The 26,059-nt window shown below is 67.6% G+C and carries 34 protein-coding genes; 17 read left to right on the top strand and 17 right to left on the bottom strand.

All coding sequences use genetic code 11. The features are described from left to right. Positions 1-34: 34 nt before the first annotated feature. Positions 35-376: a TfoX/Sxy family protein gene (locus NJQ44_RS05170; RefSeq protein ID WP_254273616.1), complete on the top strand. Its 342-nt coding sequence runs from the start codon at positions 35-37 to the stop codon at positions 374-376. A 15-nt stretch (positions 377-391) separates the two neighbouring features. On the opposite strand, the gene NJQ44_RS05165 is transcribed toward NJQ44_RS05170, so the two are convergent. The 3 genes from NJQ44_RS05165 to NJQ44_RS05155 are packed head-to-tail and all read right to left on the bottom strand — an operon-like array spanning position 392 to position 3,919. Further along, positions 392-1,120, bottom strand: a complete 729-nt coding sequence (locus tag NJQ44_RS05165) for a DUF2103 domain-containing protein (protein WP_254273615.1) — start codon at positions 1,118-1,120, stop codon at positions 392-394. 54 nt (positions 1,121-1,174) lie between these two features. Further along, positions 1,175-2,530, bottom strand: coding sequence for a tRNA pseudouridine(13) synthase TruD (truD, locus tag NJQ44_RS05160; RefSeq protein ID WP_254273614.1), 1,356 nt, complete (start codon positions 2,528-2,530; stop codon positions 1,175-1,177). Positions 2,531-2,572: 42 nt separating this feature from the next. Beyond that, entirely contained in the window at positions 2,573-3,919 is a 1,347-nt protein-coding gene (locus NJQ44_RS05155) for an MFS transporter (protein ID WP_254273613.1), read from the bottom strand. 166 nt (positions 3,920-4,085) lie between these two features. Between NJQ44_RS05155 and NJQ44_RS05150 the strand changes: the two genes are divergently transcribed. Beyond that, entirely contained in the window at positions 4,086-4,250 is a 165-nt protein-coding gene (locus NJQ44_RS05150; protein ID WP_254273612.1) for a hypothetical protein, read from the top strand. Positions 4,251-4,318: 68 nt separating this feature from the next. On the opposite strand, the gene psmB is transcribed toward NJQ44_RS05150, so the two are convergent. The 3 genes from psmB to pth2 all read right to left on the bottom strand — a co-directional run bounded on the left by psmB (position 4,319) and on the right by pth2 (position 6,161). Continuing rightward, complete coding sequence (gene psmB / locus NJQ44_RS05145; protein WP_254273611.1) at positions 4,319-5,011, bottom strand: archaeal proteasome endopeptidase complex subunit beta; 693 nt, start codon at positions 5,009-5,011, stop codon at positions 4,319-4,321. Beyond that, the gene (gene psmA / locus NJQ44_RS05140; RefSeq protein ID WP_254273610.1) at positions 5,011-5,745 is read right to left on the bottom strand and encodes an archaeal proteasome endopeptidase complex subunit alpha; all 735 of its coding nucleotides are present in this window, start codon (positions 5,743-5,745) and stop codon (positions 5,011-5,013) included. Before psmA ends, psmB begins: the two co-directional genes overlap by 1 nt. A 77-nt stretch (positions 5,746-5,822) precedes the next feature. Then, complete coding sequence (gene pth2 / locus NJQ44_RS05135) at positions 5,823-6,161, bottom strand: peptidyl-tRNA hydrolase Pth2 (protein ID WP_254273609.1); 339 nt, start codon at positions 6,159-6,161, stop codon at positions 5,823-5,825. Between the two features lie 99 nt (positions 6,162-6,260). Here pth2 and NJQ44_RS05130 point away from each other — a divergent pair, with 99 nt between their 5' ends. Then, the gene (locus NJQ44_RS05130; protein ID WP_254273608.1) at positions 6,261-6,872 is read left to right on the top strand and encodes a Yip1 family protein; all 612 of its coding nucleotides are present in this window, start codon (positions 6,261-6,263) and stop codon (positions 6,870-6,872) included. Here NJQ44_RS05130 and NJQ44_RS05125 read toward each other — a convergent pair. Further along, the gene (locus tag NJQ44_RS05125) at positions 6,865-7,623 is read right to left on the bottom strand and encodes a BGTF surface domain-containing protein (protein WP_254273607.1); all 759 of its coding nucleotides are present in this window, start codon (positions 7,621-7,623) and stop codon (positions 6,865-6,867) included. The genes NJQ44_RS05130 and NJQ44_RS05125 overlap by 8 nt on opposite strands. Before the next feature lie 200 nt (positions 7,624-7,823). On the opposite strand from NJQ44_RS05125, the gene dcd reads away from it, so the two are divergent. The 3 genes from dcd (at position 7,824) to NJQ44_RS05110 (ending at position 10,024) form a co-directional block, all read left to right on the top strand. Beyond that, positions 7,824-8,411, top strand: coding sequence for a dCTP deaminase (gene dcd / locus NJQ44_RS05120; protein WP_254273606.1), 588 nt, complete (start codon positions 7,824-7,826; stop codon positions 8,409-8,411). Between the two features lie 69 nt (positions 8,412-8,480). Beyond that, positions 8,481-9,377, top strand: coding sequence for a thiamine-phosphate synthase family protein (locus tag NJQ44_RS05115; RefSeq protein WP_254274311.1), 897 nt, complete (start codon positions 8,481-8,483; stop codon positions 9,375-9,377). After that, positions 9,374-10,024 (top strand): class I SAM-dependent methyltransferase, encoded by a 651-nt coding sequence (locus NJQ44_RS05110; protein ID WP_254273605.1) that lies wholly within the window; start codon positions 9,374-9,376, stop codon positions 10,022-10,024. Before NJQ44_RS05115 ends, NJQ44_RS05110 begins: the two co-directional genes overlap by 4 nt. Positions 10,025-10,064: 40 nt before the next feature. Here the strand turns inward: NJQ44_RS05110 and NJQ44_RS05105 are convergent, their stop codons facing one another. From NJQ44_RS05105 to NJQ44_RS05085, 5 genes are all read right to left on the bottom strand, one after another. Further along, complete coding sequence (locus tag NJQ44_RS05105) at positions 10,065-10,538, bottom strand: HTH domain-containing protein (protein ID WP_254273604.1); 474 nt, start codon at positions 10,536-10,538, stop codon at positions 10,065-10,067. 162 nt (positions 10,539-10,700) lie between these two features. After that, positions 10,701-11,624, bottom strand: a complete 924-nt coding sequence (locus NJQ44_RS05100; protein ID WP_254273603.1) for a thiazole biosynthesis protein — start codon at positions 11,622-11,624, stop codon at positions 10,701-10,703. Positions 11,625-11,735: 111 nt separating this feature from the next. After that, positions 11,736-12,524, bottom strand: coding sequence for a hypothetical protein (locus NJQ44_RS05095; protein WP_254273602.1), 789 nt, complete (start codon positions 12,522-12,524; stop codon positions 11,736-11,738). 60 nt (positions 12,525-12,584) lie between these two features. Further along, entirely contained in the window at positions 12,585-13,328 is a 744-nt protein-coding gene (locus NJQ44_RS05090; RefSeq protein WP_254273601.1) for a 4-phosphopantoate--beta-alanine ligase, read from the bottom strand. Positions 13,329-13,371: 43 nt separating this feature from the next. Beyond that, a complete protein-coding gene (locus NJQ44_RS05085) occupies positions 13,372-14,202 on the bottom strand; it encodes a pantoate kinase (protein ID WP_254273600.1) in 831 nt (276 codons plus the stop codon). A 133-nt stretch (positions 14,203-14,335) separates the two neighbouring features. On the opposite strand from NJQ44_RS05085, the gene NJQ44_RS05080 reads away from it, so the two are divergent. The 4 genes from NJQ44_RS05080 (at position 14,336) to NJQ44_RS05065 (ending at position 15,989) form a co-directional block, all read left to right on the top strand. Then, a complete protein-coding gene (locus NJQ44_RS05080) occupies positions 14,336-14,638 on the top strand; it encodes a UPF0175 family protein (RefSeq protein WP_254273599.1) in 303 nt (100 codons plus the stop codon). Continuing rightward, on the top strand, positions 14,635-15,150 hold the full coding sequence (locus tag NJQ44_RS05075; protein WP_254273598.1) for a PIN domain-containing protein: 516 nt from the start codon (positions 14,635-14,637) through the stop codon (positions 15,148-15,150). Before NJQ44_RS05080 ends, NJQ44_RS05075 begins: the two co-directional genes overlap by 4 nt. 214 nt (positions 15,151-15,364) lie before the next feature. Beyond that, complete coding sequence (locus NJQ44_RS05070) at positions 15,365-15,739, top strand: prefoldin subunit beta (RefSeq protein ID WP_254273597.1); 375 nt, start codon at positions 15,365-15,367, stop codon at positions 15,737-15,739. A gap of 4 nt (positions 15,740-15,743) precedes the next feature. After that, positions 15,744-15,989, top strand: coding sequence for a DUF3194 domain-containing protein (locus NJQ44_RS05065; RefSeq protein WP_254273596.1), 246 nt, complete (start codon positions 15,744-15,746; stop codon positions 15,987-15,989). A 24-nt stretch (positions 15,990-16,013) separates the two neighbouring features. On the opposite strand, the gene NJQ44_RS05060 is transcribed toward NJQ44_RS05065, so the two are convergent. The 3 genes from NJQ44_RS05060 to NJQ44_RS05050 form a co-directional block, all read right to left on the bottom strand. Beyond that, positions 16,014-16,292, bottom strand: coding sequence for a DUF8142 family protein (locus NJQ44_RS05060; protein WP_254273595.1), 279 nt, complete (start codon positions 16,290-16,292; stop codon positions 16,014-16,016). A gap of 82 nt (positions 16,293-16,374) precedes the next feature. Continuing rightward, positions 16,375-16,905 (bottom strand): hypothetical protein, encoded by a 531-nt coding sequence (locus NJQ44_RS05055; RefSeq protein WP_254273594.1) that lies wholly within the window; start codon positions 16,903-16,905, stop codon positions 16,375-16,377. Between the two features lie 140 nt (positions 16,906-17,045). Next, entirely contained in the window at positions 17,046-17,333 is a 288-nt protein-coding gene (locus tag NJQ44_RS05050) for a DUF8081 domain-containing protein (protein ID WP_254273593.1), read from the bottom strand. Positions 17,334-17,406: 73 nt separating this feature from the next. Here NJQ44_RS05050 and NJQ44_RS05045 point away from each other — a divergent pair, with 73 nt between their 5' ends. The 4 genes from NJQ44_RS05045 to NJQ44_RS05030 all read left to right on the top strand — a co-directional run bounded on the left by NJQ44_RS05045 (position 17,407) and on the right by NJQ44_RS05030 (position 21,469). Then, positions 17,407-17,856 (top strand): bifunctional nuclease family protein, encoded by a 450-nt coding sequence (locus NJQ44_RS05045; RefSeq protein WP_254273592.1) that lies wholly within the window; start codon positions 17,407-17,409, stop codon positions 17,854-17,856. Between the two features lie 39 nt (positions 17,857-17,895). Further along, positions 17,896-18,552 (top strand): HAD family hydrolase, encoded by a 657-nt coding sequence (locus NJQ44_RS05040; RefSeq protein ID WP_254273591.1) that lies wholly within the window; start codon positions 17,896-17,898, stop codon positions 18,550-18,552. A gap of 124 nt (positions 18,553-18,676) precedes the next feature. Then, on the top strand, positions 18,677-21,073 hold the full coding sequence (locus NJQ44_RS05035) for a bacterio-opsin activator domain-containing protein (RefSeq protein ID WP_254273590.1): 2,397 nt from the start codon (positions 18,677-18,679) through the stop codon (positions 21,071-21,073). A 12-nt stretch (positions 21,074-21,085) separates the two neighbouring features. After that, positions 21,086-21,469 carry a HalOD1 output domain-containing protein gene (locus NJQ44_RS05030; protein ID WP_348533076.1) on the top strand — a complete coding sequence of 128 codons (384 nt, stop codon included), beginning with the start codon at positions 21,086-21,088 and terminating at the stop codon, positions 21,467-21,469. Between the two features lie 40 nt (positions 21,470-21,509). Here NJQ44_RS05030 and NJQ44_RS05025 read toward each other — a convergent pair whose 3' ends face one another. Continuing rightward, a complete protein-coding gene (locus tag NJQ44_RS05025; RefSeq protein WP_254273588.1) occupies positions 21,510-23,054 on the bottom strand; it encodes a (R)-citramalate synthase in 1,545 nt (514 codons plus the stop codon). A gap of 161 nt (positions 23,055-23,215) precedes the next feature. Continuing rightward, entirely contained in the window at positions 23,216-23,563 is a 348-nt protein-coding gene (locus NJQ44_RS05020) for a DUF192 domain-containing protein (protein WP_254273587.1), read from the bottom strand. 87 nt (positions 23,564-23,650) lie between these two features. Here NJQ44_RS05020 and NJQ44_RS05015 point away from each other — a divergent pair, with 87 nt between their 5' ends. From NJQ44_RS05015 to NJQ44_RS05005, 3 genes are all read left to right on the top strand, one after another. Then, positions 23,651-24,286, top strand: coding sequence for a DUF7097 family protein (locus NJQ44_RS05015; protein WP_254273586.1), 636 nt, complete (start codon positions 23,651-23,653; stop codon positions 24,284-24,286). A 49-nt stretch (positions 24,287-24,335) separates the two neighbouring features. Next, entirely contained in the window at positions 24,336-25,415 is a 1,080-nt protein-coding gene (locus NJQ44_RS05010; protein WP_254273585.1) for an ATP-binding protein, read from the top strand. 66 nt (positions 25,416-25,481) lie between these two features. Further along, positions 25,482-26,051, top strand: coding sequence for a GMP synthase subunit A (locus tag NJQ44_RS05005; protein WP_254273584.1), 570 nt, complete (start codon positions 25,482-25,484; stop codon positions 26,049-26,051). The last annotated feature ends 8 nt before the right edge of the window (positions 26,052-26,059 follow it).

The raw sequence follows: 26,059 nt of genomic DNA, 5'->3' as shown, positions 1-26,059 counted from the left end.
CTATCGTGTTAGCCAGCGAACATAGTGTCCGGAGATGACGTACTACGACCCCGAGACCGGCGCGGCGCTGAAGGCGGCCGTCGACGACGTCGTGGCGGCCTGGCCGTCGGTGACCGAGCAGCGGATGTTCGGCTGTCCGTCCTATCGGGCCGACGGGACGCTGTTCGCAGTCGTCGTGACCGATGGCGTCGCCCTCACGCGCCTCCCCGAGACGCACCGAACGGAACTGGACGCGGCGTTCGAGACGGGGCCGTTTCAGGCGGGCGAGCGGACGGTGACGAAGTGGGTGCAGGTGACGGCCGACGAGGGCGACGCGGCGCGACTCGCACCGTTTCTCGAAGCGAGCTACGAGGCCGCGCTCGAAGAAGCAGAGTGAGCGCCCTCGGCGTCGTCAGTCCTGTAACTCGGCCTCGCGCAGCGCTTCGTTGAGGTCCGCGCGGACGTGTTCGCCGAGTTCGCGGTCCCCGGCGGTGGTGACGATGCGGTTCTCCTGGACGCTGGACCCGTCGCGGATGAGCACGCGGACGTTACCGTTGTTGTCCGCGCGGGTCGCCTTCGCCCGAACGCCGGTCCGAGAGCTAGAGCCACCGGCGTCGATGGGGCCGGGGATGACCTTCTTGACGTGCGGATGGCCCGCGACGGTCTGAATGGCCCGCTGGCCCGACCGCCCGCCGATGAGCGTCGAGTGACTGCCGCCCAGTTTCTCGGCGGGCGCGGCGTCGACGACTTCGAGGGCGGCCTCGCCCTGTCGGTCGATGACCCGCTGGACGGGGTCGTCCCCTTCGACGCGGAAGAACTCGTAGTGTAACTGCCCGCGCACGGCGGCGATAACGTCCCGGTCGCCGGTGACGTACACCTCCTCGGGGCGCTTGCGCCGCACCTCGTCGGCGATCAGTCCGGCGAAGTTGCGCAACTCGACGACGGCCGCCTCGTCGCTGTCGTTGCCTTCGGGCGTCGTCGTCACCGTCCGCTGACCCACGACGGACTCCTCGGCGATACAGGAGACAGTCGCTCTGTCGCGTCCCAGTTCGAGGACGACGACATCCGTATTGGCAGTGTGACAGACCAGACAGTAATCGCCCGGGCGGTCGAGCGGCGTCGCACACTGCCGACACTCCATGACCGGATGTAGGGTCGCTCGGCCGGATAAGCCAGACGGTTCGTGCCCGCGCGACTACTCGTCGGGGTCGCCCTTCCGGAACTCGCGCAGGAGGACCGTCGCGTAACTCCCCTTCGGCAAGGCAAAGGAGAACGAGAGGTCGTCGCCGTCCCGGTCGACGGCGAGGCTCGTCCGCACAGCGACGGCCCGGCGGGTCCCCTCGCTGTCGAACGCCCCGGGGAGGTCGAAGTCCGCCGGTTCGAGGCCCACGTCGGCGAGTACCTCACGCGCTATCTCGCCCGGTTCGCCCTCGCCGAGGTCCGTCTCGGTGCCGACCAGCGGCGCGGTGACGAACGCCCGGCCGCGTTCGCAGTGGCGCTCGACGGTCCGCAGGCGCTTTTCGGTCACGCGCTGGGTGCGGTCCGTGTCGGGGAGCGGCAGGTCGGCGGGCGCGTCGCTGTCTCTGAAACACACTACGTCCCCCGCCACCGGCCGGTCGAACGGCAACCCCCGTTCCAACCGCTCCGAGAGGATGCGGTTGAACACGTACGACTGGGCGGCGTTGACGAACAGCGTCTGGAGGTTCGTCGGCAGCGTCTCGACGGCCTCGCGGAAGTCTTCGGGGTCCTCGGCCCCGTTCTCGACGAGGGTGTGACACATCGACCGCTCGTAGCCCAGCGCACGGGGCAGCCGGTCCAAGGCACCCGCCCAATCGTGCGTCTCGTCGACGTATTCGCGCGCGGCTTGGGTGTCCTCGGGTTCGCGTTCGTGGGGGTTGCCCACGTAGGCCAACACCGCCCCCTCCCAATCTTCGCGGACGATTGCGAGGCCCACCTCGTGGGTGACCGGGCGGCGCGACCCGAAGCGCTGCTGGCCGAAGTAGTTCGGGACGGCGACGGCCGTCTCGCCGTTCGGGAGCGTGTCTGTCTCCTCGCCGCCCGCGAACGCCCGCAGGTCCGCGACGACAGACGCCGCGTTCTCGGGATGGTCGGCGTCACGAACGACGATGTCGAAGGCGTTTCCCGCGAGGTCACCGAACAGGACGGGGCGGCCCGCGCGTCCCACCACCTCGATGTCCGCGCCGTCGAGTTCGGGCACGTCGGCGGGGCCGACGCCCTTCACCGAGAACAGTTGTCGGGTGACGGCGCGCTTGTCCTTCGTTCCGGCCCACGAGACGCGCTCCCGCGAGATACCGAGTCTATCGGAGAGCGCGCTGGCGAAGTCGTTCGTGTCCCAGTTCGACAGTTCGACCCGGAGGACGAGATGGGGGTAGCCGCCGGTGTCGGCGTCGACGGGCGCGGTGTCGAACGCCTCCAGTTCGGTCACCCGGAAATCCGCGGGCGATGCGCGGAGACGGCCGCCCACGCCGTCGGCGTCGCTGACGTAGTACTCCATGCCGACCGTTCGCTCTATCGGGTGGGCTTCGCGCATTGGTGGTCTGTTCGGCGGGCCGGGTTTAGCGTTGGCGTTCGCTCACTCGTAGGCCTCGAACTCCTCGCCGAACAGGAGGAAGTACGCGACGCCGACGACGCCGACGACAGACGCGACGCCGAAGGCCAGTTCCGGTCCGGCACGGAGGGTCCGTCCGGCCACGTCGACGGCCCACGAACTCCCGTAGAGCCACCCGCCGAGCGCGGCGCTCGGGATGACGAGCGTGTTCCGGACGAGGTAGTAACTCCCGGTGACGCGGCCGCCCGCGTCGCGTTCGGCCGGGCCGACGATGAGCGCCTTGTGCGCGGGCAGGCCCGCGAATCGGAGGCCGGAGTACGCGAAGAGGGCGACCAGCATCCACTGGTCGGCGGGCGCGTAGATGAGGACGAGAGGGAACAACGCGTACACCGAGAACCCGAGCGCGACAGCGGGTTTCAGCCCGGCGTTCTCCGCGAGTTTCGAGACGGGGACCATCGAGATGATGGCGACGACCATCTCCACGCCCAGCAAGACTCCGAAGAAGGCGTCGGGTCGCAGGTCGAACCCGAACCCCGTGAACCCGACGGCGAGGAAGTCCGTGACGACGATGACGAAGAAGACGTACACCATGCCGTTGGCGAACCGGACCAGCGTATCGGCGACGAGCAAGGGCCGAAGCGTCTCGGGCATCGCCCGCAGGTCGTCGATAACCTGCCCGACGCCCTCGAAGGACTTCCCTAACGAGTCCTCGCTGGCGTCGTAGAGGACGTGCTGGGCCACCGTCGCGGCCACCCCGCAGGCCACCGCCACGAGCAAGACGAGTTGGAACCCGTCGACGAACGCGGGGGCGACGGCGAGCAGTCCGGCGGCGACGAGCGGTCCGACGAGGAACCCCAGTCGGCGGAACACCTCGGTACTCGCGAACCCCATCGCCAGTCGGTCCGGTGGCACGCTCTGTTTGACGATGGCGAACGTCGCGCCGAGGCCGAACGATTTCCACGCCTGCGCGAGGAAGAGACCGACGAAGACGAACGCCCACGCCGGGACGGTCAGGCCGCCGACGGCGACGGACCCGACGACGGCGGCGAGGTACCAGACACCGAACCCGAGCGTCGCCAACACGGCGAAGGCCGTCAGCGCGAATCGGGAACCGAGGCGGTCCGAGACGGCCCCGCCGGGATACGGGTAGACGGCGCTGATGAGGTTGCCGACGCTCCCGTACAGGCCGATGACGCCCGCACTGGCCCCGAGGATGCGCATGTACTCGGGGATGTAGCGACTCGTCATCTGGAAGGCCAGCGAGAACGCCAGCATCGACAGCGAGAGCACCAGCACGTCCCGTTCGAGCGCGAAGAACTGCCGGAACGCGTCGAGGAGGTCCACCCCGTCGCTGGCGCGGTCTGTGCCCATCGGTCGAACCCAGACGCGGGCCGCACTTAATCCCCCGATTTCGTCGAGATGAGGGTCCTACGGAGAGCTATTGCGTCGAAAAGAGAGAAACAGAGGCGCGCGCCGCCGAGGGGTAGGAGCGGCATAACGAGGACGGTCCGCCGGAGAGTTCCGGTGAGGAACTACCGTGACCGACCACGAAATCGAGTCCAGACGGGACGATATGGGCGACTGCGTCGCGCGCTGGCGAGAGAGCGACGTCGAGATTACGGAGTTCAGCGGGCAACTCGTCGCCTACCGCCCCGACGCCGACGAGGCGTGGATTAGCGGGTGGGTCGAGGTCCCTCGCTGAGTCGCGCCGTCGCCGTCGCTCGCTGGTTCGAAAGAAAACGAAAATCGAGATTCGGCCTGTCGCGTCAGTTAGGCCGCCGACTCGTAGTCGTCGAAGCGGTCTATCTCGACGCCGTCGCTCGTGATTTCCGCGATGACGATGCCGTTGCCGGAGCCAGTGTCGCGCTCGGCCGCGGCCTGCACGGCGCGGATGGAGAGCGCGCGGGCCTCTTCGAGGCTCATCTCGGGGTCGTACTCGCCCTCGATGGTCCCCGTCGCGACCATCGTGCCGGACCCGGTGACGGTGTAGTCGTCCTGCAGGACGCCGCCCGCCGGGTCGACGCTGTAGACGTGGCTGCCTTCCTCGTCGACCCCGCCGATGATGGGGTTGATGGCGAAGAAGGGGCCGCCGCGAGCGAAGTTGCCCGCGAGCGTCGACAGCGCGTGAATCGACAGCGGTTCCGAGCGGCGGACCTCGTAGAGGTTCGCCTCGGAGCGCAGCGAGCGGATGAACGACTGCGCGCCGCCGACGCTACCGACCAGCGTCATGGCCGCCGTCGGGTGAATCTGCTCGACCTTCTGGACGTTCTTGTTCGAGACGAAGCGACCGCCGAGGGAGGCGCGGCGGTCCGTCGCGATGATGACGCCGTCGTCCGTCGAGAGGCCGACCGTCGTGGTTCCCGTCTTGGTGACCGTCTCCTCGTCGCGGCCGCCGTCGTCGTTCGGGAGCGTTCCCACTTCGGGTTCGTAGGCGTCGGTCAGTCGGTTATCTGGGTCGTACATTATTCGTCACCTCCGAGTTCGAACTCGGCGAGGCGGTCTTCGATTTCGCTCTCCGTGAGGGAGTGGAACTGCTCGGTTTCCACGTCGACGGTGGCGATGTCGACACCCGTCGCGTCGAGGCCGTCGTCGGCCACGTCGGCGAGGGCGCGAAGCGCGAGTTCGACGCCGCCCTCCAAGTCCATCTCCTGTGAGTACTCGTCTTCGAGGAACGACTGGATGTCGTCCCGGGAGCCACCGATGGCGACGGCCTGCCACTCGTAGGGCGTCCCCGAGGGGTCCGTCTCGAACAGGCGCGGTTCGCCGTCCTCGATACCGCCGACCAGCAGGGCCACGCCGAACGGACGCGCGCCGCCGGTCTGGGTGTACTGCTGGATGTAGTCGGTGACTTCCTTGGTCAGCGCCTCGACGGCGGCCGGTTCGTCGTAGCGGAGGCGGTTGACCTGCGCCTGTCGGCGCGCCACGTCGATGAGTTGCCGAGCGTCGGCGACGTGCCCGGCGCTGGCGACGCCGACGTGGTCGTCGATTTCGTGAATCTTCTCGATGCTGTCGCGCTCGATGAGCGGCGAGCGAGCGTGGCGGTCGGCCGCCAGTACGACGCCGTCCGCGGTTCGGACGCCGACGCTCGGCGTTCCGCGCTTGACTGCCTCACGAGCGTACTCGACCTGATAGAGGCGGCCGTCCGGGGAGAAGATAGTGATCCCGCGGTCGTACGCCTGCTGTTCGTTTCCTTGCATTGTGTGTACTCTGTGTTTGTTCACCTGAGGTTAGGGCCACTATTATATAACGACATCGGCGATGTCGTCCGCTGCCCTCAGTACAGCGAGAGGTCGCCCGTGACGCGGTCCACCAGTTCGTCCTCGGCCGGGCCGACCGCGAGTGCGGTGACCGTGCCGGGGTCTAACTGAGTGTGTCCGGCGTCCCTGACGATAGCATGCGGCAGGCCTTCGCGCTCGGCGACGTCGGCGAGTTCGAACAGTTCGGACTCGCCCGTCGCCTTGAGGACCACCTTCTTCTGCCCCTCGCCTTTCCAGGCTTTGCGGGCCTTCCGACCGGTGTCCTCGTAGGCCGACAGGGAGGCGTGGGCGACCTGCGCGGCGAGTTTGCCCTCGCCCATCCCGATGTCGGCCCGCGCGACGATGGCCTGCTTCATACACCCGACATGGCGACCCGTACATAAACCCCCGTCGGAGCACCCGCACGGTTGCACGTACCACAGGGCACTTACGCGATGGGTGTGGACTCCCGGGAGATGCGCGCCACAGTCCGGACGTTTCTGTTCCACCCACGGGAGTTCTTCGAAGGGCGGGCGGACCGACTCAGCGGCGTCCGCGGGGGCGCACTTGCTCTGGTCCTCGCGCTCGTCACGACGGCGGTGATAGCGCTCTCGCTATGGGCGTTCAGCACGCTGTTCGACGCCGAAGTCGGCACGGCCGTCTGGGGCGGCGTCGTCGGAGCGCTCCCCTTGCTCGTCCTCGCCTTCCTCACGCTCTGGGTGGCCCTCGCCGTCGTGCTCCACGTCGGCGCGTGGCTTGGCCGAGGAGACGGGCGGTTCGGCGCGACGCTTGAAGTGACCGCGTGGGGGATGGTGCCGCTGGTCGCCGTCGCGGCGCTGGCCGGCCTCGCCCTCGTCGCGTTCACCAACGCCACAGAGTTCCCGGCGTCTTCGGGGACGCCGCTGGCCGACGCGCGGTCGTTACAGCGCGGGCTAACCGGCCTGACGTTTCTCCTGCTCCAAATCGGCGGCGCAGTGTGGCAGGCCGTCGTCTGGGCCGCCGGACTCCGGGTCGCCCACGGTATCAGTCGGCGGGCGGCCGTCGTCGTCGGCGTCCTCGTGGCGACGGCGCTGGTGCTTCTCAGTTAGCGACCACCCCGTCGGCCTCGGTCAGCGTCTCGCCGTCGTGGTGGACGCTGACGGTGAACCGCGTGCCCGACGGAACCGACTCGAAGTCCATCGTCACGACGAACGTTCCGTCTTCCCCGACCGTCGCCTGCCGCTGTCGGAGGAACGGCGTCGACGACCCGGTGCTCCGTGCGCGGACGGTGAGGGTCGTTCCCGGGTCGCGGTCGGTCGTCCCGCGAATCTCCTGTCCGGTCGCCTGTGCGACGGTGAGGCGCTGACCGTCGTACGCGAGGTGCGACCCGGCCGTCGGCGTCGACGCCGAGTCCGAAGCGCCCGGCACCGCGACGACACGCGCCGTCCGGTTGGTCAGTTCCGCGCCGTCGTGGCGGACGCTGACGGTCGCAGTCCCGTTCGCCGTGACGTGCGAGAGGTCCGCCGTCGCGGCGAACGTCCCGTCTTCGCCGACCGTGGTCTGCCGCTGGACGAGGAAGGCAGTCGACGTGTTCTCGGACGCGATTCGAACGGTCACCGTACTCCCGGCCGAGAGGTTCGTCGTCCCTTCGACTGTCGCGTTCGCCCGCGTTTCGAGGCGGAGCGAGTCGTTCACGGGATGGAGGACCGTTTCGTTCACCTCGTCCGGGCGGTCCGCCGTCGTCGCGTCGGCGGGCCCGCTGGGTTGTCCGGACAGCGCCGGGAGGGCAAACGCCGCACCGACGGCGACCAGCGCCACGGCGATGGAGGCCCCGACGGCCGCGGTTCTGCTGACGTTCATCGACGCACCTCCCGAACGGGCAGTCTGCCAGTCGGACGTTGCGATACGTGGTGGAGGGGTGGGCGGCTACGAACCATGCACGTGTCGTTTCACGCAGGTATCAAAAGGCCCCGGCGGATGGTTAAAGCGGGATTGAACCGCGAGACGGACCGAGCGACGAGGCGGGACGCTTTAGGTATCCCGCCCCGGTACGTCGGGTAATGATACTCTCCGATGCGGACATCGAGCGTCGCCTCCGCGAGGGCGACCTCGTCGTCGACCCCCTCGACGACCCGGACATCCAGATTCAGCCAGCGAGCATCGACCTCCGACTCGGGCGGGAGTTTCTGGAGTTCCAGCACGCCAACATCCCCTGTATCCATCCCAACAGCGAGGACGAAGTGGCCGACTACGTCGAGGAGACGACCGTCGACGAGGGCGGGGAGTACATCCTCCACCCCGGCGACTTCGTCTTGGGGACGACCCACGAACGCGTCGAGATTCCCGACGACCTCATCGCCCACGTCGAGGGGCGGTCCTCGCTGGGCCGCCTCGCCATCGTCGTCCACGCGACGGCGGGCCTCTGTGACCCCGGCTACGAGGGGCAAATCACGCTCGAACTCTCCAATCTCGGGACCGCTCCGGTCGCCCTGACACCGGGGATGCGAATCTCACAGCTCACATTCACCGAACTGAAGACGCCCGCCGAACGGCCGTACGGGGCCGACCGCGGCTCGAAGTATCAAGGCCAGACGGGGCCGCAAGCGAGCAAGATACAGGGAGATAGGGAGTTCGGAGGCGACCAATGAGAACCGACGCCGGCGGCGGCGTGTCCGAGTCTCGGGTTCGAGCGAGTGAGTTCGGAGGCGACCAGTAGGATGCGCTTCGTCGAGGAAATCGTCGTCGACGACTTTCTCCCGACGTTCCGCTCGATGCTGGCCGAAGCCCTGCGCGAACGCGGCCTCACCCAGTCGGAAGTCGCGGACCTACTGGGCATCAGTCAGAGCGCCGTCTCGAAGTACGTCCACGGTGACGTGGAACGTAACGCGGTCCTACTGGACCATCGGGGACTGAACGAACTCGTCGAGCGACTGGCCGAGGGCCTCGCCGACGGCGACATGAGCCCGGTGCAAGCGCTCGTCGAGACGGAGATTCTCATCCGCGAACTCGAACAGGGCGGCCTGCTGGCGACGCTCCACGAGGAGGCCGTCCCGGAACTCGCCGAACACGGCTCGGAGTTCGCCGTCCACGACCCGGACTCGAAGCTCCGGACCGCCGAGCGGACGCTGTCCTCGGTCCGGCGCGGCCTGCAAGTGCTCGAAAACACCAGCGGGTTCGCGACGCTCATCCCCGCCGTCGGGTCGAACCTCGCGCAGGTGCTCCCCAGCGGCGACAGCGTCGAAGACGTGGCGGCCGTTCCCGGCCGGATTCTGGACGTGAAAGGACGGGCGACAATCCCGGGCGACCCGGAGTACGGCGTGAGCGAACACGTCGCCACGGTGTTACTGGCCGCGCGAACGGCGGGGAGCGACCACCTCGCGGCGCTGAACGTCCGGTACGACGAGGACGTGGTCTCGGCCCTCGAATCGGCGGGTCACACAACCGTCGAGTTCGACCCCGAGGCCGGTATCGAGACGGCCGTCGCGGACGCTCTCGCCGAGGTTCCCGACGCCGACGTACTGTATCAGACCGGCGCGATGGGCGTCGAACCGGTCGTCTATCTGCTCGGCCCGGACGCCGTCGCCGTCGCCGAGCGAACCCGCGAGTTGCTGTGACCGGGACCCGCGACTTCTACGGTCGGTGGGCGGCCCTGTACGACCAGTTGGCGAGCGTGCCGTTCGTCGAGTCGTGGCGCGACAGGGCCGCCGATGCCCTCAATCTCTCGGCGGGCCAGACGGTGGTCGAGATGGGGTGTGGGACCGGCGCGAACGTCCCGGCCCTCCGCGAGCGTGTCGGTTCCGGCGGTCGGGTCGTCGGCCTCGACCTGACCCGCGAGATGGTCGCGCTGGCACAGACACACCCCGACCGGACCGGCGACGAGGTTCACTATCTGCTCGGCGACGCGACCCGACCGCCCGTCGACGGCGTCGACGGCGTCCTCGCGACGTTCGTCGCCGGCATCTTCCCCGACCCGGCGGCGGCCGTCGACGCGTGGTGTGACTGCGTGCGTCCGGGCGGGCGGGTCGCCCTGCTGAACTTCCAGCGGAGTCCCAACGCGCTAGCGACGCCGCTGAACGTCGCGTTCGAGGGCTTCGTTCGACTGTCGACGCCGGGGGCACGACTGTCTCGACAGTCACACGCCAGCGCGTTCGAGCAACGCGTCGCGGCGGCACGGGAACGGCTTACGGAGCGGACGGTGGACAGGCGCTACGAGACGTTCGCGGGCGGCTACCTCGGCCTCGTCGCTGGGCGAGTGGCGTGAGTAGTGAGGGAGAAAGCGGGAGAACGGTGACCCCGACTGCTCACGAAGTCGTCTGTCCGAGCATCGACGGCGGTTCGTCCGCCGCCGTCAGTTCCGGTTCGTCGCCTTCGAGGGTATCGAGGAACTCGCTGATGGTCCACGTTCGCTCGCCGTCGGTACACGGGTAGACGCCGACGATGTCGTCGCCGTCGTGGACGCTCGCGAGCAACATCGGCGTCCGCAGGACTTCCTTGCTCGCACCGACCAGCGAGGCGGCCGTCCGCGTCTCGAACGGCGGGCGGAGACTCACGCCGTTGTCGGCCGCCCACGCCTCGAAGCGTTCGATGGTCGCCAGCAGTTCGCTGTGCTGGTTGCGCTCGGAGACGACGATTTCGTCGGGCCACGTCGTCACCGTGAAATCGTCGAGGGCCGCCGCGCTCCGGAGACTGCTCAAGCGATTGATGACAGTCGTTCGCGGGCCGCACACCGGCCGTCGAGTCCAGAGGTCGATGGTGAGAGTCGACGTCTCAGACATAGAGTCGGCCGTTCGTTTCATTTCGTTCGACATTGTGTGACAATCACTATCAAATAACAGCTGAAGATATATATTCGTTGGTACTAGCGGCGTAGTAGTGGATAAACATGAATAATCAATATAATCACTGTCGGCCGGGGTCGGAGCGACCCGCGGGCCTCGTTAGTCGTCGGCGGGGGCGGGGTCGCGACTGCTCAGTTCGACGCTCGGCGCGTCGACGCCCAGTTCGTCCAGTGCGACCTGCGCGGCCTTCTTCCCGGAGACGAGCATCGCGCCGAACGTCGGTCCCATGCGCGGGAGGCCGTGCGTCGTCGCCGTCGCCATCCCGGTGGCGACGAGGCCGTCGTGGACGAGACCTGTCTCGGAGACGACGGCGTCCTCGCTCTCGCCGACCCACATCGAGTCGTGGCCGGGCGAGTCGTGGCCGGGTGCGCCGTAGGTGTCGCCGTCCGTCTGGTCCATGCCCTCGTTCCCCTCCTCGATACCGGGGCCGTCCAAGACGCCGCGTTCGTCGAGTTTCTTCACGGCCATCGCGTCGTGGCCCGTCGCGTCGATGACGAGGTCCGACTCGACGGCGATGGGGTCGACGCACGTAATCTCGCGCGGGAGGGCGTGGACCGGCGTCCAGTTCATCACGATACCGCCGACGCGATGGTTCTCGCGGATGACGATGTCGGTGAACTCCGTCATGTTCTGCATCTTCGCGCCCGCGTCGCAGGCAGCCTTGATGAGGCCCGAACAAGCCTCGGGGCCGTTAGCGAGGTACAGGCCCTCGGTGTCCGCCGCGGGCTTGTGGTCTACGTCGAGGTCCGCGAGAATCTCCTGTGCGGGGTCGCGGACGGTGACCTTGTTCATCAGGAACCCGCCGAGCCAGAACCCGCCACCCAGGTAGTTGTTCTTCTCGACGACCATCGTCTCGACGCCGCGTTCTGACAGTTCCTTCGCGGCCATCAGGCCGGAGGGGCCGCCACCGACGATGATGACCTCGGTATCGGAGAATTCGAGGAACTCGTCGGACCACTCCTGCCCGATAGCCCGTGTCACTTCCGCCTCGCCCACGTCGCTAAACTGGTCGAAGTCTTGCATACCACCTAGTGATATTTTCGAGTGGTAAATATGGCTTGTGGTGTGAGCGAGGCCATCGCTCGGGGAGCCGAGACGAACGAAAACGGGGAGAGTGCGCGGCGTTCTGACCGGTCAGGCCCACGCCTGTAGGCCAGCGGCCGTGAGAACGTCCGCGCCGCCGTCGGGTTGGCAGACGGCCCAGCGCGACCAGTCGGCGTCGGCGGAACACAGGTGTTCGGGGACGATAGGCATCGGCACGGGCGCGTAGCCGCCGCGGCGCATCGCGGTCGGTCCGGGGAAGCGCTCGACGACGTCGCCGCCCGCGGTCACCTCGAACCGGCCGTCGTCGGCGCGCCGATAGGCGTGTTGGAAGGCGTGTCGACCCGCGTCGCCGAGGGCGTCGACGTGTTCGAAGACGGCCACGACTTCGGTCCCGACGCTCAGTTCCAGTCTTGGCCGACCCTCGTCGACACGTACCTCGCGCCACTGGAGGTCCGAGGCGGGCGCGCGGGCACAGGCGTAACTCCCGTCCGACAGCGGTACGCGGTCCGGTCCCTTGTAGAAGTGTCTCCCCTCGGGTTCGTCGACGGCGACGCAGGCGGGGTCGCCCAACACCGTCGCCACGACCTGCGTGAGCGTCGTCCCGGTCGCTTCCGTCGAGGGAACGACGAACAGGCAGTCACGACCCGCTCGAATCGCGTCGGCGAATCGCGGAACGACTCCCGACGGACCCACGTCGGCCTCGGTGAGCGGTTCGATGGCGACCGGACGGGGGTCCGCGGCGTCGACGAGGCCGACCGCCGAGTCGGTCGGTTCGGCCAGCGCCGGTGGTCTGCGCCGGTCCTCGGGCACCGTCACGTCGTATCCGGCCCGTTCGCACAGCGAGACGCCGTGGTCGCGGACCGACGGATACACAGGCATCGCGCAGACGGAGGGGCCGGACCGATAAGAACGCTCGGCCCAGTGACCGCACGCGGCGGGCTACTCGTCGCTCCGAATCGCCCGCTCGGCGTCGTCGAGCGCTTCCTCGGCGTCGAAGTCCTCGATAGCCGCCCGCTGTGCGTCGGGGTCGTCCGCGAGGGCCCGGGCGTGGGCGGTGATTCCCGGTATCGCGCGGACGATGTTGTCGATGATGGGGACCGTCGCCACCTGCGCCGACCGGCTGAGGGGGTTGAGGTCGACGACGAGTTCGGTCTTCCCCATCTCGCCCAGCGCCTCGGCGCGGTCGCCGTCCTCCAAGGGGACCAAGACTACGTCCGCCGCGCCGATGCCGTCGGCGTCGACTTTCGCGCGTTCGTGGTCGAGTCCGGGGATGCGGCCGTCGGCGGTCAGTCCCTTCACCTCCTCGGCCCCGTGCTCGCGGAGGTACTCCGCGATGGCCTCGATGCGCTCCTCGGTGCGGTTGAACAGGTTCACTTCGAGGTCTGCGCCGGTCGCCTCGGCCAGTTCGACGAGTTCGCCGGGAACGAGCGCCGCGGCGTTGCCGTTGACCGAGACGACCGCGTGGTCGGCCCGTAAGAGATAGGCGGCCGCCGCTCGCTCCGCGCGGTCGGCGCTCTCGATGGTTCGCTCGCCCAAGAGGTAGTCGTAGGCCTCGCCGCGGCCCTGCGCGATGAGTCCCTGTCTGGACGTGATGCCGCGGTCGACCCCCGCCTCGATTCGGTGGCGGGTCAGCAACGACTCGTAACGCGGGTGGCTCTCGGGGACGTCGACCTCGTCGCTCATACCCGCCGTTCGGTCGCCGAGCATCGAAAAGTCGTCGGTCTCCTCACTCCTCGACGGTCGCGCCGGGGGGGTAGACGGCGCACACTTCGGCGTCGTACCCGGCGTCGCTCAGGCCCGTCCCGAACGCGAACACCGTCTGGCCGAGCATCGCCATCGCGGCCTCGCCGCCCGCCTCGTTCACGTCGCCGACGACCCGCCGCACGTCCTCGCTCAGCAGGTCGGCCTCGCGAGAGAACTGGCGCGAGGCCCGCACGAACGTCCCGAGCGTGGGCTGTTCGACCACCATCGAGAGCGCGCGTTCGCCCGCCGCGGTGAGGGTCTCGGTGTCACCGCCGACCACGTCGGCCGTCGACAACTCACCCATCGTGTAGTACTCGACGCGCGAGCGCGCGGGAATCGCGTCGACGTAGTTGTACTGCGGCCCGCCCGGTTCGAGTCGAAGCGGGACCCCGCCGCGGGCCTGCCCGATAACGTCGCCGAGGCCGGTTCCGGCCTGCACTTCGGCACCGTGAGCGATAGTCACCAGTTCGTTGTACGAGAGCGCGCGGTCGAACGCGGCGTTCGCGGCCAGCGCCGCCCCCAGCGCCATCGCGCCGGAGACGCCGAACCCCGCACCGAGGGGGAGCGGCGTCTCAGCACTCACGCGGGCCGATACCCGTAGCGCGTCCAGCACTCGCTCGACGGCCCCCATCTCGACCGCCTCGCCGTTCAGTTCGACCGTCGTCTCTGCCGCTCGTTCGACGGCGACGGAGACGCCGTCCGAGAGCGCGAGGCCCCCGCCGCGGGACCCGGTTTTCGTCGGGTCGTCCGCCCGGTCGACCGTGAAAAATCCGGTCACGTGTCCCGGGACGAACGCCCGTGCGTCGTCGCTCATACGCCCCGTCTCGGCCGCTTGCGGTTAACGGTTGGCGATTCGCTGGCCCGACCGAACCGACCCCTACGACGACTGACACGGACTTCGCCGACCCCTACTTTGATGTGTGTTTACGGTAGACCACTGCGCAAACATGCCAACGATTAGCGCGCGCCTGCCGGACGAGGAGAAGGCGGAACTCGACGACGTTGCTGAACTGCTCTCGGAAGACCGCTCGACGACGATACGGAAAGCCCTTCGGGAAGGCTTGGAGACGCTGCGCATCCGCGTCGCCGTCGAGCGGTACCAGTCCGGCGACGCCTCCGCGGCCGAGGCCGCCCAGCTCGCCGACCTCTCCATCGCCGAGTGGTTGGACGTGGCCCGCGAGCGGAACCTGACCACCCAACTCGAACTGTCGGACCTCGAACTCGACGCCGACACCGCCGCGGAGCTATGACGCGCATCTACGTCGGCCCCACCTCGCTGTACAGCCTCGGACAGGTGGGCGAACTGGGCCTGCTGGACTCGTTCGACGGCGACATCGTCGTCCCGGACCCCGTCGTGGAGGCGACCACCGTCGAACCCGCGGCGACGAACCTCGCGGAGTACCTCGACGGCGGCGACGCGGAGACAGTCGTCGACGAGGCCCACCTCGACCGCGCGCGCTCGCTCCTCGGCGAGAAAGACATCGGGCCAGCCGTGACCGTCCTCGCCGGAGTGTTAGCCCACCGCGACCAGTCCGACCGCTCGGCCGTCGCCGTCGTCTCCGAGGACCGAACTGTCCGCCGGACCGCGCGCGGACTCGGCGCCGAGGTGACCAGCAGTTTCGGCGTCGTCGTCCGGGCGACCATCGAGGACAAGTACCTGAGTCCGGCACAGGCCAAGCGCATCGTCCGGCGTATCGACCAACACGGGATGCATTTGACCGGCGAACTGCGTGAGCGAGCGGTCGGCGAAGTCGGGGAGTAGCACGGCCGCTTGCGGCCGCTTTTTAGCGTAGGTTTTTCGACGAGCGGTGCCCGCAGCGCCAGCGAGGACACCCGAGGAGTAAAAAGGTACACCGACACGGGATGCATTTGACCGGCGAACTGCGCGAGCGAGCGGTCGGCGAAGTCGGGGAGTGAGCGAGAAACGATAGCACTGAAAGAGTGGGTTTAACAGTCCGGACCTCAACTCTCGGAGTATGCAGGGTAACCTTCCGCCGGAAGCACAGGAGAAACTCGAAGAACTGCAGGACCTTCAGGAGACCGCACAGCAGGTCGCTGCCCAGAAGCAGCAGGCCGAGACGAGCCTTCAGGAGTCCCGCACGGCCCTCGACGAACTCGACGACGTCGACGAGGACACCACGATGTACCGCGAAGTCGGCGAACTCCTCGTGAAGACCGACTTCGACGAGGCCAAAGACGACCTCGAAGAGAAGGTCTCCAGCCTCGAAGTCCGCGTCGAGACCCTCGAAAAGCAGGAAGAGCGCGTCCAAGAGCAGTTCGAGGACCTGCAGGGCGAACTCCAGCAGATGCTCGGTGGCGGCCCCGCTGGCGGCCCCGGCGCTGGCGCGTAAGGCGATGCCGACCGACGACGAAGTCGTCGAGACAGCCGCGAACGCGGCCCGAGACGTCGTCTTATCGCGGTACGACGTGAGCGACGTCGAAGACGTCGACGTGACCGTCACCTTCGAGGACGGCATCTTGGAGGTCGACGTCTACGTCAACGCACCGGACAGCCGACTCGACGAAGAGCGAGTCGCCGACGACGCCGCACTCGCGGCGCGGGGCGCCGTCGACGACCTGTTCGCCGCGGCCGAAGAGTAACGCAGCGCACCGGACGCCCGTTTTTCAGCCCGTTCGGTCGCTCGCGAATCCCGTCCGGAACGCTATCCAGCCGAGGACGCTGACGAACAGAATCGGCGGGAGAATCATGAATCCCCACAGCGGGTCGAGTCCCCAGCCCAGCAGTAAGACGAGGTCGAACAGGCCGATAGCGACGAACGGCGCGATGTACTTCGTCGCCTGCCACCGGGAGACGCCCTCCGAGTCCGCCGCCTCGTCGGCGTCGTCTTCGAGGAGGTCCTCGGTGGTCCGTTCGACCGGGTCGGCGTGAACGGAGTCGTCCATACCGCTACTGGGGCCGCAACGAGGAAAAGTACCGCGTTTATCGGTCGCGTCAGGGGAGACCGGTGTGGCGTGGATTCAGGGGTTACTGCTCGCTGTCGTCGCCGTCGTCACTGTCGCTGTCGTCGCTATCGTCGGCGTCGCTGTCGTTCGCGTCCGAATCGGCGTCGGACGCGTCGACGTTCTCGCTGTCGTCACCGTCGTCCGGCGTCACGTCGCTGACCTGCATGCCGAGGTCGCCAGCGAGGTCGCCAGCCATGTGCTGCTGAATCAGCGAGTGAATCTCGCTGACGAAGTCGGGGACTTGCTCGGGGAGGTCGGCGGGCGGGCCGCGTTCGCCGTCAGGTCCGACATCGGCGGGCGGTCCCTGTCGGTCGGCAGCGGCCGACGCGTTCGAATCGTTCGAGGCGTTCGCCGCGTCGGTGGCGTTCTCGTCGCTGTCGTCGGCGTCGGTCGCGTTGGCCGCGTCAGCGGCGTTGTCGTTCGCGTGCTCGCCTGCCTGTGCGTTGCCTGCGTTGTCGGGTGCCTGTGCGCCTGCCGCCGCGGGCAGCGCCGCCGCCGACCCCGTGATGACGAGGACGGCCAGTAGCGCGCCGGTGAACTTGGTGAGCTTCATCGTGCGTTGACTCCACTCGACCCTGTCGGCCAGTTGCACTTCAAGGGGGGACGCGGAAAAGCCGGATTTGCGACGATTTGGCCAATTTAGCGCCTCTAAACGCCGTTTTAATTCGGATTAAACGGGATTGACCGGTCGGGTCAGTCCTCGTCGCCGCCGAGCGTTCGTTGGCGGCCCGGCGCGTCCTCGTGCGCGACCCGGCGAGTGCGCGCGACGAGGTAACCGTCCGCGTCGTCGTCGGCCCACCGCGGGGCGTCCTGTACCCACACCGTCGCACCGTGCCCGCGGCAGGCGCGCGCCCACTCGCGAGCGAGGGCCTTCGAGTCGAACTCGCGGGTCGGTCCCGAGCGGTTGACCCACCGGCCGACCCGGGCGCTCACTCGGCGCGCGGACGGTTTGATGTGGAGGCGGTAGCAGTCGTCGGCCACACAGACCCGTCGGGCGCGGGCGCAAAAACGACTGCGGGCTAGCTTTTCATACCCACCCACCGAATCGTTGGGCATGGAACACGAGGCCACGGTCGAAGGTGTGGGCGTCGGCGTCAGCGAAGAGGGGTCGGGGACGCCGGTGGTGCTCCTCCGCGCGCGTGGGGAGATAATCCCGATTTTCGTCAGCACCGACCAGGCCCAGTCGATGCAGTTGGCTATCGACGGCGAACCCTTCGAGCGACCGCTGACACACGACCTGTTGGTCGAGATGGTCGCCGAGTTCGGGAGCGCCATCGACCGCGTCCGCATCGACGACCTGGCCGACGGGACCTTCTACGCGAAGATAGACACCGAACAGTACCTCGACGACCGCCGTAAGGAGATGGTGTTCGACGCGCGCCCCTCCGACGGTATCGCCATCTCGCTTCGGGTCGACTGCCCGTTGGTCGTCTCCGACGAGGTGGTCGACGCGGCCGGACGCTCCCCCGAGGAGTTCGACACGGGCGAGGAACGCGAGTTCTGAGTGGAAAGACACTCGGTGGCGCACCCGCTTGAGACGAGTATGGGCTACGAAGCAGTCATCTTCGACAACGACGGGGTCTTACTGACGCTGACGAGCATGACCGCCCATCGGGAGGGCGCCCGCGAGGCGTTCGACCGCGTCGGCGTCGCCGACCCCCACCCCGACCACGTCGACGAGATGAGCATCGGCGTGTCCGTCGACCGGTTGGAAGCGGTGTGTTCGGCCTACGACGTGGCACCGGAGACGTTCTGGTCGGCCCGTGACGCCGCCATCTCGGAGGCCCAGTGCGACGAGATGACCGCGGGCGAGAAACGGCCCTACGACGACATCGACACGCTCGCCGACTTCGACTCGCCGCTGGGCGTCGTCTCCTCGAACCAGCAGGCCACCGTCGACTTCGCGTTCGACCACTTCGGCCTCTCGCATCACTTCGAGACAGTCCACGCGCGCGAACCGACCATCGAGAGCCTCGAACGCAAGAAACCACGACCGTACTACGTCGAACGCGCCGTCGAGGAGTTGGGCGTCTCGGACGCCCTGTTCGTCGGCGACAACGAGTCGGACGTGCGGGCGGCCCACAACGCGGGCATCGACAGCGCGTTCATCCGTCGCCCGCACCGCGTCGACGCCGACCTCGGCGTGACCCCCGACTACGAGGTGTGGACGCTGGACGACGTGCGAACTATCGCCGACTGAGACGGACCTGTCACGGGTATCGGCGGGCTGGTACGTAACTGTAGCTCATCGGTACACAGGTGAGAGCGAGCCTGAAATCACGCTTTCCACCGACAAGCACAGAGGCCTTGCTATGGAGAAGCCGGTGAGTGATTCAGCGGGGCAGGGAGCTACAGGAAGCGCGCGCGAGTCGCCGAGGGCGTTACTGGACGCGCTCGTCGCACGGCTCCCCGCACCGGCGCTCGTCGTCGGTTCGGAACTATCGGTCCTCGCCGCGAACGAGGAGTTCGCGGGACTCGTCGACCAGCCACGGGCGCAGGTTATCGGGACGGGACTGCACACGCTGTTCGATGGGGTCTCCCGCGAGCGCATCGACGCGAACTGCGACCGCGAGGACGCCTCGCTCACCGCGCCGTCGGCGACCACCGACGACGACCGCTGGGTGGACTTCACATTCGAACGCAACCGCTCCGACGGCGAGACGGTGTATCTCGGCGTCGGTCACGACGTGACGACGCGATACCGTCACGAGCAGCGACTCGAACAGTACGAGCGGATAATCGAAACCATCGACGACGGCGTGTTTACGCTCGACGAGTCGTTCACCATCGAGACAGTCAACAGCGCCCTCGCCTCGATGTCCGGCTACGCCGAGGAGGAGTTGGTGGGTGCGGACGCCTCCCTGCTGGCGGACGAGGATGCGCTCGACGAGGCCGCCCAAATAGTGTCAGAGATACGGCGCGGCGAGCGCGACGTCGGGACGTTGCTGACCGAACTCCAGCGGGCTGACGGGGAGCGACACCCCGTCGAGACGCGGTTTTCGACCTATCGCGACGCGGACGGGAGTCACCGGCAGGTTGGCGTCGTCAGGGACGTGAGCGAGCGACTGAACTTCGCGGAGATGCTCGGCGAGCTACACGACACGACGCGACAGCTCCTCCACGCGGAGACGAAAGAAGCGGTGACGGAGATAATCGCCGAGACGGCTAGCGACGTACTCGGCGTTCCCGCATCGACTATCTACCTGTTCGACCGGCACGAGAACCAACTCCGGCGGACCGCGACGGCTGGGACCGACACGTCCGGAGTCACGGCATCGGGCCACGAGCCACCCACCGTCGTCGGCCCGGGTGACGGCCTCATCTGGGACGTGTTCGTCGACGACACTGAAGTCACGCTGGAGACGGGCGACAGCTATCGCCCGCTCGACGAGTTCGGCGTGTTCTACGCGCAGACCTCCATCGACGACGATGCCCGAACGCGGGAACTGCTCGACATCCTCACGAGTAGCGCCGAGGCGGCCCTCGCACGGGTCGACCGCGAGACGGTCCTGCGGGAACGGGAGGCCGAGCGGCGACGACGAAACGAGGAACTCAGACAGCTAGAGCAGGTCAACGAGATTCTCCGACGGGTCGACCGCGCCCTCGTCGAAGCCGGGACCTGCGAGGAGATAGAGCAGGCGGTCTGCTCCGAACTGGCCGAATCGGGTTGGTTCTCCTTCGCGTGGGTCGGGACGTGCGACGGCGACACCGTCCACCCACAGCAGTGGGCCGGGCGGTCGAGCGGGTACCTCGACGCGATTTCCATGTCCGCCGTCGGGGACGGGGGGCCGCCAGCGATCCAGACGGCCCAGTCCGGTGAGCCGACCGTGGTCCGCTCGATTACCGACGACCTCCGGCAGGAACACTGGCGGACGGAAGCTATCTCTCGGAACTTCCAGTCGGCAATCAGCGTTCCGCTCTCGTACGACGACTACCTCTACGGCGTGTTGACGGTGTACGCCGACCAGACCGACGCCTTCGGCGATACCCTCGAATCGGTGTTCCTCGAACTCGGCGAGAGCATCGGCAACGCGATGCAAGAGATAGCCTCTCGCCAGCGCCATCCCACGGACAGCGTCGTCGAACTCGAACTGTCGCTGTCAACGCCCGAGAGCACGCTCTCGCGACTCGCGGAATCGCTCGACGGCCCCGTCGAGTGCGAGGGCGTCGTGCCGAGTGGGGCAGACACCACGCGGTTGTTCCTGCGCATCGCGGACGACGGCCTCGCCCTGGAATCGCTCGGCGGGGAAATCGGCCGCATCGAGACGATAACGCAAGTGTCCGACGACGGGCGCTACGAGGTCACCGTCAACGGGTCGACGGTGCCAGCGACCCTGCTCGACTACGGCGCGCAACTCCTCGAAGTGGAAGCCGAGGCGAACCACGTCGACGCTGTCGTCCACCTCGCGGCCGATACCGACGTGCGGGCGTTCGTCGAGCAGTTAGAGCGGGCCTATCCGAGCGTCCAGATGCACGCGCGCCGGGAGCGCTCGACGCAACACCTGACCGAGAACAACCTGCGCGCGGTCCTCGAAGAGCGACTCACCGAGCGACAACTGGAAGTGTTGCAGACGGCGTACTTCAGCGGCTTCTTCGACTGGCCTCGGGAGACGACCGGCGAGGAAGTCGCCTCGCTCCTTGGTATCACGCAACCGACAGTAAACAGACACTTACGCGTCGGCGAGCGCAAACTGCTAGAACTCGTCTTAGATGAGGACTGATATAGTGACAATATGCATCGTAGCGGCGTGTCGAACACTTCAATAGACGTAGCCAGAACGGGTTTTTTCGATCACGGATATTGGACGACTGACGGAGCAGAACTAATGACGGACTCGAAACACGTTCACACACTATCGAAGTCGACACCGCCAAGCCAGGTAGTTATCTACGCTGTCGCGGAGGCGAACGGCGTCGACCCAATGGAGTTAGACGACTGTCTCTACGACTGTATCGACCCCGACGCTCTGGACCGGCTGTTCACCGACCCCGACGGCGACTCTCTGGCGACGCTGACGTTCACCATGTCCGACTGTCGCGTCGAGGTCGACAGCAGCGGGGCCATCATCGTGACGCCGATAATCACCGACTCGAAGGTCGCAGAGGCGACCGCGTAGCGACTTCTCCGTCGCTTACGGACCGTTCACCACTTCGCTCTCAGTCGTCAGCGACCAGCGTCTCGCCCTCGTCGGAGACGAGGCGGTCCATCGCGTCGACCATCGCGCGAACCGACGCGCGGGTGATGTCCGAATCGCTCGCCGAGACGGCCACCGTGTCGTCCCCGCGGGACATCGTTATCTCGACGGTGACCATCGCGTCGGTCCCGCCGGTGATGGCGTCGACGTGGTAGTCCTCCAGCGTCGCGTCGGCCGTATGCGAGAGGGCGGTCTGGGCGGCGTTCATCGCCGCGTCGACGGGGCCGGACCCGACGGCGGCCTCCTTTCGCTCCTCGCCGTCGACGGCGAGGCGCACGCTCGCGGTCGGGGTGTCCGACCCCGAGACGGCGGTGAGGCCGAGCAGTTCGACCCGGCGGTCCTTCTCTTGACCGGTCACCTCGTCCGCGATGGTGAGGAGGTCGGCGTCGGTGACGCGCTTGCCCCGGTCGCCGATTTCCTTCACGCGGGCGACGATGTCCGCGAGTTGGTCGTCGGTCACGTCCACGTCGTGTTCGTCGAGAGCGGCCTGCACGCCCGCGCGCCCGGCGTGTTTCCCGAGGGCGAGGCGGCGCTCGCGACCCACCTTCTCGGGCGGGTACGGTTCGTACATCGCGTCGTCCTTGAGGGTGCCGTCGGTGTGGATGCCCGACTCGTGGGTGAAGGCGTTCTGTCCGACGACGGCCTTGTTCGGGGCCAACTGGATGCCCGTCCGGTTGGCGATGAGTTTCGCGAGGTCGTACACCTCGGTCAGGTCCATCGTCTCGACGCCGTACCCGTGGTCTAAGGCGATGGCGACCTCCTCTAAGGCGACGTTGCCGGCGCGCTCGCCGATGCCGTTGATGGTCCCGTGGACGAGGTCCGCGCCCGCCGCGATAGAGACGAGGGCGTTCGTCACGGCCAGTCCCAGGTCGTCGTGGGTGTGGGTGCTGACCGGCCCCAACGCGGAGAGTCGCGAGACGCATTCGAGGGCGCGGTCCGGCGTCGCGTGACCGACGGTGTCGGCCCAGCAGATGCGGTCGGCCCCGGCCTCGACGGCCGCCCCGAGCAGTTCTTCGAGGTAGTCCAGGTCCGCGCGGGAGCCGTCCTCGCCGATGACCTCGACCCACAGGCCGTGGTCTTTGGCGTACTCGACGAGTTCGACCGTCGAGTCGACGTTGTCCGCTTTCGAGGTGCCGACCTTGTCCTCGACGTGGCGGTCGCTCGCCGGAACGACGAGATTGACGCCGTCGACGCCGCACTCCACGGCGAGGTCGATGTCGTTCCGGATGCCGCGGCAGAAACTCGTCACTGTCGCGTCCAGGTCGAGTTCGGCGACCCGCGAGATGGTCTCGCGCTCGCCCGGTCCGGTGCAGGCGCTGCCCGCCTCGATGACGTCGATACGCGCGGCGTCGAGTTTGCGCGCGATGGCCGCCTTGTCGTCCGGCGTCAGCGAGACGCCCGGGGCCTGCTCACCGTCGCGCAGGGTCGTATCCAGAAACTGTACCTCACCGACCTCGTCGAGGGGACGCGTCGCTGGGTGGTCCCCGAACAGTGTGTGCTGACTCACAGAAAGTTCACTTCCGTCACGCTGTGGGACGAATTTCACGCCCAGCCGCCTCGCGGCGACTTCCTCTATCCTCCGTCGGGTGTTCCGACATAGTACCACATACTCAGACGGTCACCCTTTAAAATCTGCCGGAAGTGTGATGGACACCGCGGCGGCCCCGCTCAGGCCTCGACGAGGACCCTATCGCCTTCGTCGACGCCGTCGGCCGCACCCGCGGGCAGTTCGAGGACGGTGTCGGCCGTCGCCCATCCGAACGACCGCCACGGGTGCATGGTCGCCACATCCTGTACCACGTCGTCGGCCACCCACACCACGTCTATCGGAAACCGGACGAACAGCATGTGGATGAACCGCCGCCCCGCGTCGTCGAACGGAAAGACGAGGCCGTAGTCGTCGGGAATCGACCCGCGGAACATGAGGCCGCGCGACTGTTCGAGCATCGACTCGGCCCGGTCGACGGTCGTCGCGAGCGGTCGGCGGGTCCCCCCCTGTTCGTGGACGATACGCATACGCCGCCGGATGCCCGGGGCGAACAAAAGGATTCTGTCAGGCGATGCGGCAGACAGATTCAGGTGGCTCCCGTCCCAGATGCGCCCATGGAGAAGGCACCGGGCGGGACGAGCGTCGGCGTCGACGACCCCTACGACCACGTCGACCGCTGTGACTTCGTCACCGACGAGGGGAAGTGCCGCTGGGCGCGCGAACACGGTCACCACGACCCCGCGTTCGCGAACGCCCGGAGCGCCGAGGACTTTCGCTGTCCCGCGGCAGTGGGGCCTGACGGCGACCCCGACGACGCCGAGTGGGACTGGGCCGACTGTTCGCACTTCCGCTGTCGGAACCGCGACCGCGAGTGCATCCGCTGTGGCTTAGCGGAGCGGCGGATGGCCCACTCCGAGGAGCGACCCCTCCTGGAGGAACACCACCTCTCGTACAGCGAAGCGCGCGAGGCGGGAACTGACGAGCGGCCCTCGGGAAGGCCGGACGGTGAGCAAGGGGAATCGCCAGACGGAGAGTCGGACGAGGCGGCACTCAGCCACGAAATCACGGTGTATCTCTGCCGGTGGTGTCACGCGAAAGTCCACGGGTCGTGGGCGCGCATCGACGACGACGCCAGCCCTGACCCCGAGGCCATCGCAGAACGGGAGGGGCGACGGAGCCGCGAACAGTCCGAGATGGGCTTTCAGTCGGCCGCAGAGCGGTTCGACGACGAGTCCAATTATCAGCAGTGATAGCCGCCACCCCGATAGCTAAGTCGTCACCGGCGAGAGAGGGAGTCGTATGAAGTCCCCCGCGATTTCGAAGCAGTCGCTGGGGACCGGGTACGTCGTCGCCACGGGGGTGACGCTCTCGCTCGCGTTACTCGCTCACGCGGCGACGACGCTCGGCCTGACGCCGGTGAACGTGTTGGTTCTCGGCGCGGGATTGCTCCCGGCGCTGTCGCTCGCGGGTGCGCACGTCTGGTTACCCAAGAGCGGGCTAGACGGCGAGCAGATATGGACCGTCGCCGAGTGGTGTGGTCTGGGCGTGGCGGTGCTGACGCTGGTCACTATCGCCAGCTATCTCCCCGGCGTCTCGGGGCCGCCCACGACGCCGACCCTGCTCGCGAGCAGCGTCGCGATGGGCGGATTCGGCGGTATCCTCGTCGGCGCGCTGCTGGAACTCCGGCGGTCTCACCGGCGACTCGACGAGAGCAGCGACGTGCTCGTTCGCGTGCTTCGTCACGACCTGCGCAACGAACTCACCGTGGCGCTCGGCCACCTCGGCGAACTCGAACGCACCGTCGACGGCGACTCAGAACGCCACGCCGAGCGACTCAGAGAGAGCATCGACCGACTCATCGCGACCACCGATAAGGCGGCCAAAATCGACCTCGCGCGCTCGGCCGACCAGCGCACGCAACGGCCCGTCGACGTGGTCCCCTACGTCCGCGAGGCGGCCCGGACCGCCCGGCAGGCCGACCCCGACGCACGGGTCGACGTGGACCTCCCCGAGGAGGCCGTCGTGTACGCCGACTGGATGGTCGCCACCGTCGTCGAGAACATCGTCGAGAACGCCGTCGAACACTGCGAGGGCGACCTACGGCTTCACGTCACCGTCGCCTGTCACGCGACGGCGGTGGAACTGCAATTCGTCGATAACTGCGAGGGCATTCCCCCGGCGGAACTCGACGTCCTCGACAACCGCGAGGAGACGCCCCTCCGTCACTCGAAGGGGGTCGGTCTCTGGGTGATTACGTGGATAGTCGAGGGCTACGGCGGGTCGGTGACGTTCGACGCTGACGACGACGGGAACACGGTGACGGTGACCCTCCCGGCGGCCGGACGACTCGACGGTCTCCGGTATATCGAGCGCCGGTGAAGTCGCTGTAGGAGTCCGCGCGCGGCATCAGGAGATATATACGCCGCGGTGGCGTGACACTATCCAATGACTCACATCGCCGTCATCGACAACCACGGCCAGTTCACCCATCTGGAGCAACGGGCGCTCCGGGACATGGGCGTGGACGTGGAACTGCTCGACAACGACACGCCGCCCGCGGACATCGACGCCGACGGCATCGTCCTCTCGGGCGGTCCCGACATGGACGACATCGGCAACTGCCCCGAGTATCTGGACCTCGACGTGCCGGTTCTGGGCATCTGTCTCGGGATGCAACTCATCGCCGCGGAACTCGGCGGCCGCGTCGACAGCGGGGAGTACGGCGGCTACGCCGACGTGACCGTCGAGATTCTGGACGACGAGGACCCGTTGGTCGGGTCGCTGGCCCCCGAAACCCGCGTCTGGGCGAGCCACGCCGACGAGGTGAAGGAAGTCCCCGACGGATTCGAGCGGACCGCCACGTCCGACATCTGCGGCGTCGAGGCGATGAGCGACACCGACCGAAACCTCTACGGCGTCCAGTGGCACCCCGAAGTCGCCCACACCGAAGAGGGCGAAGCCGTCTTCGAGAACTTCCTCGCCGTCTGTGACCGCCAGTCCGCACCGACACAATAATCCGCAGC

It is taken from the genome of Haloarcula marina (assembly GCF_024218775.1).
Classification (GTDB): Archaea; Halobacteriota; Halobacteria; order Halobacteriales; family Haloarculaceae; genus Haloarcula; species Haloarcula marina.
Note: the sequence above shows the minus strand (reverse complement) of the source record. Positions and strands in the feature narration are given on the sequence as shown.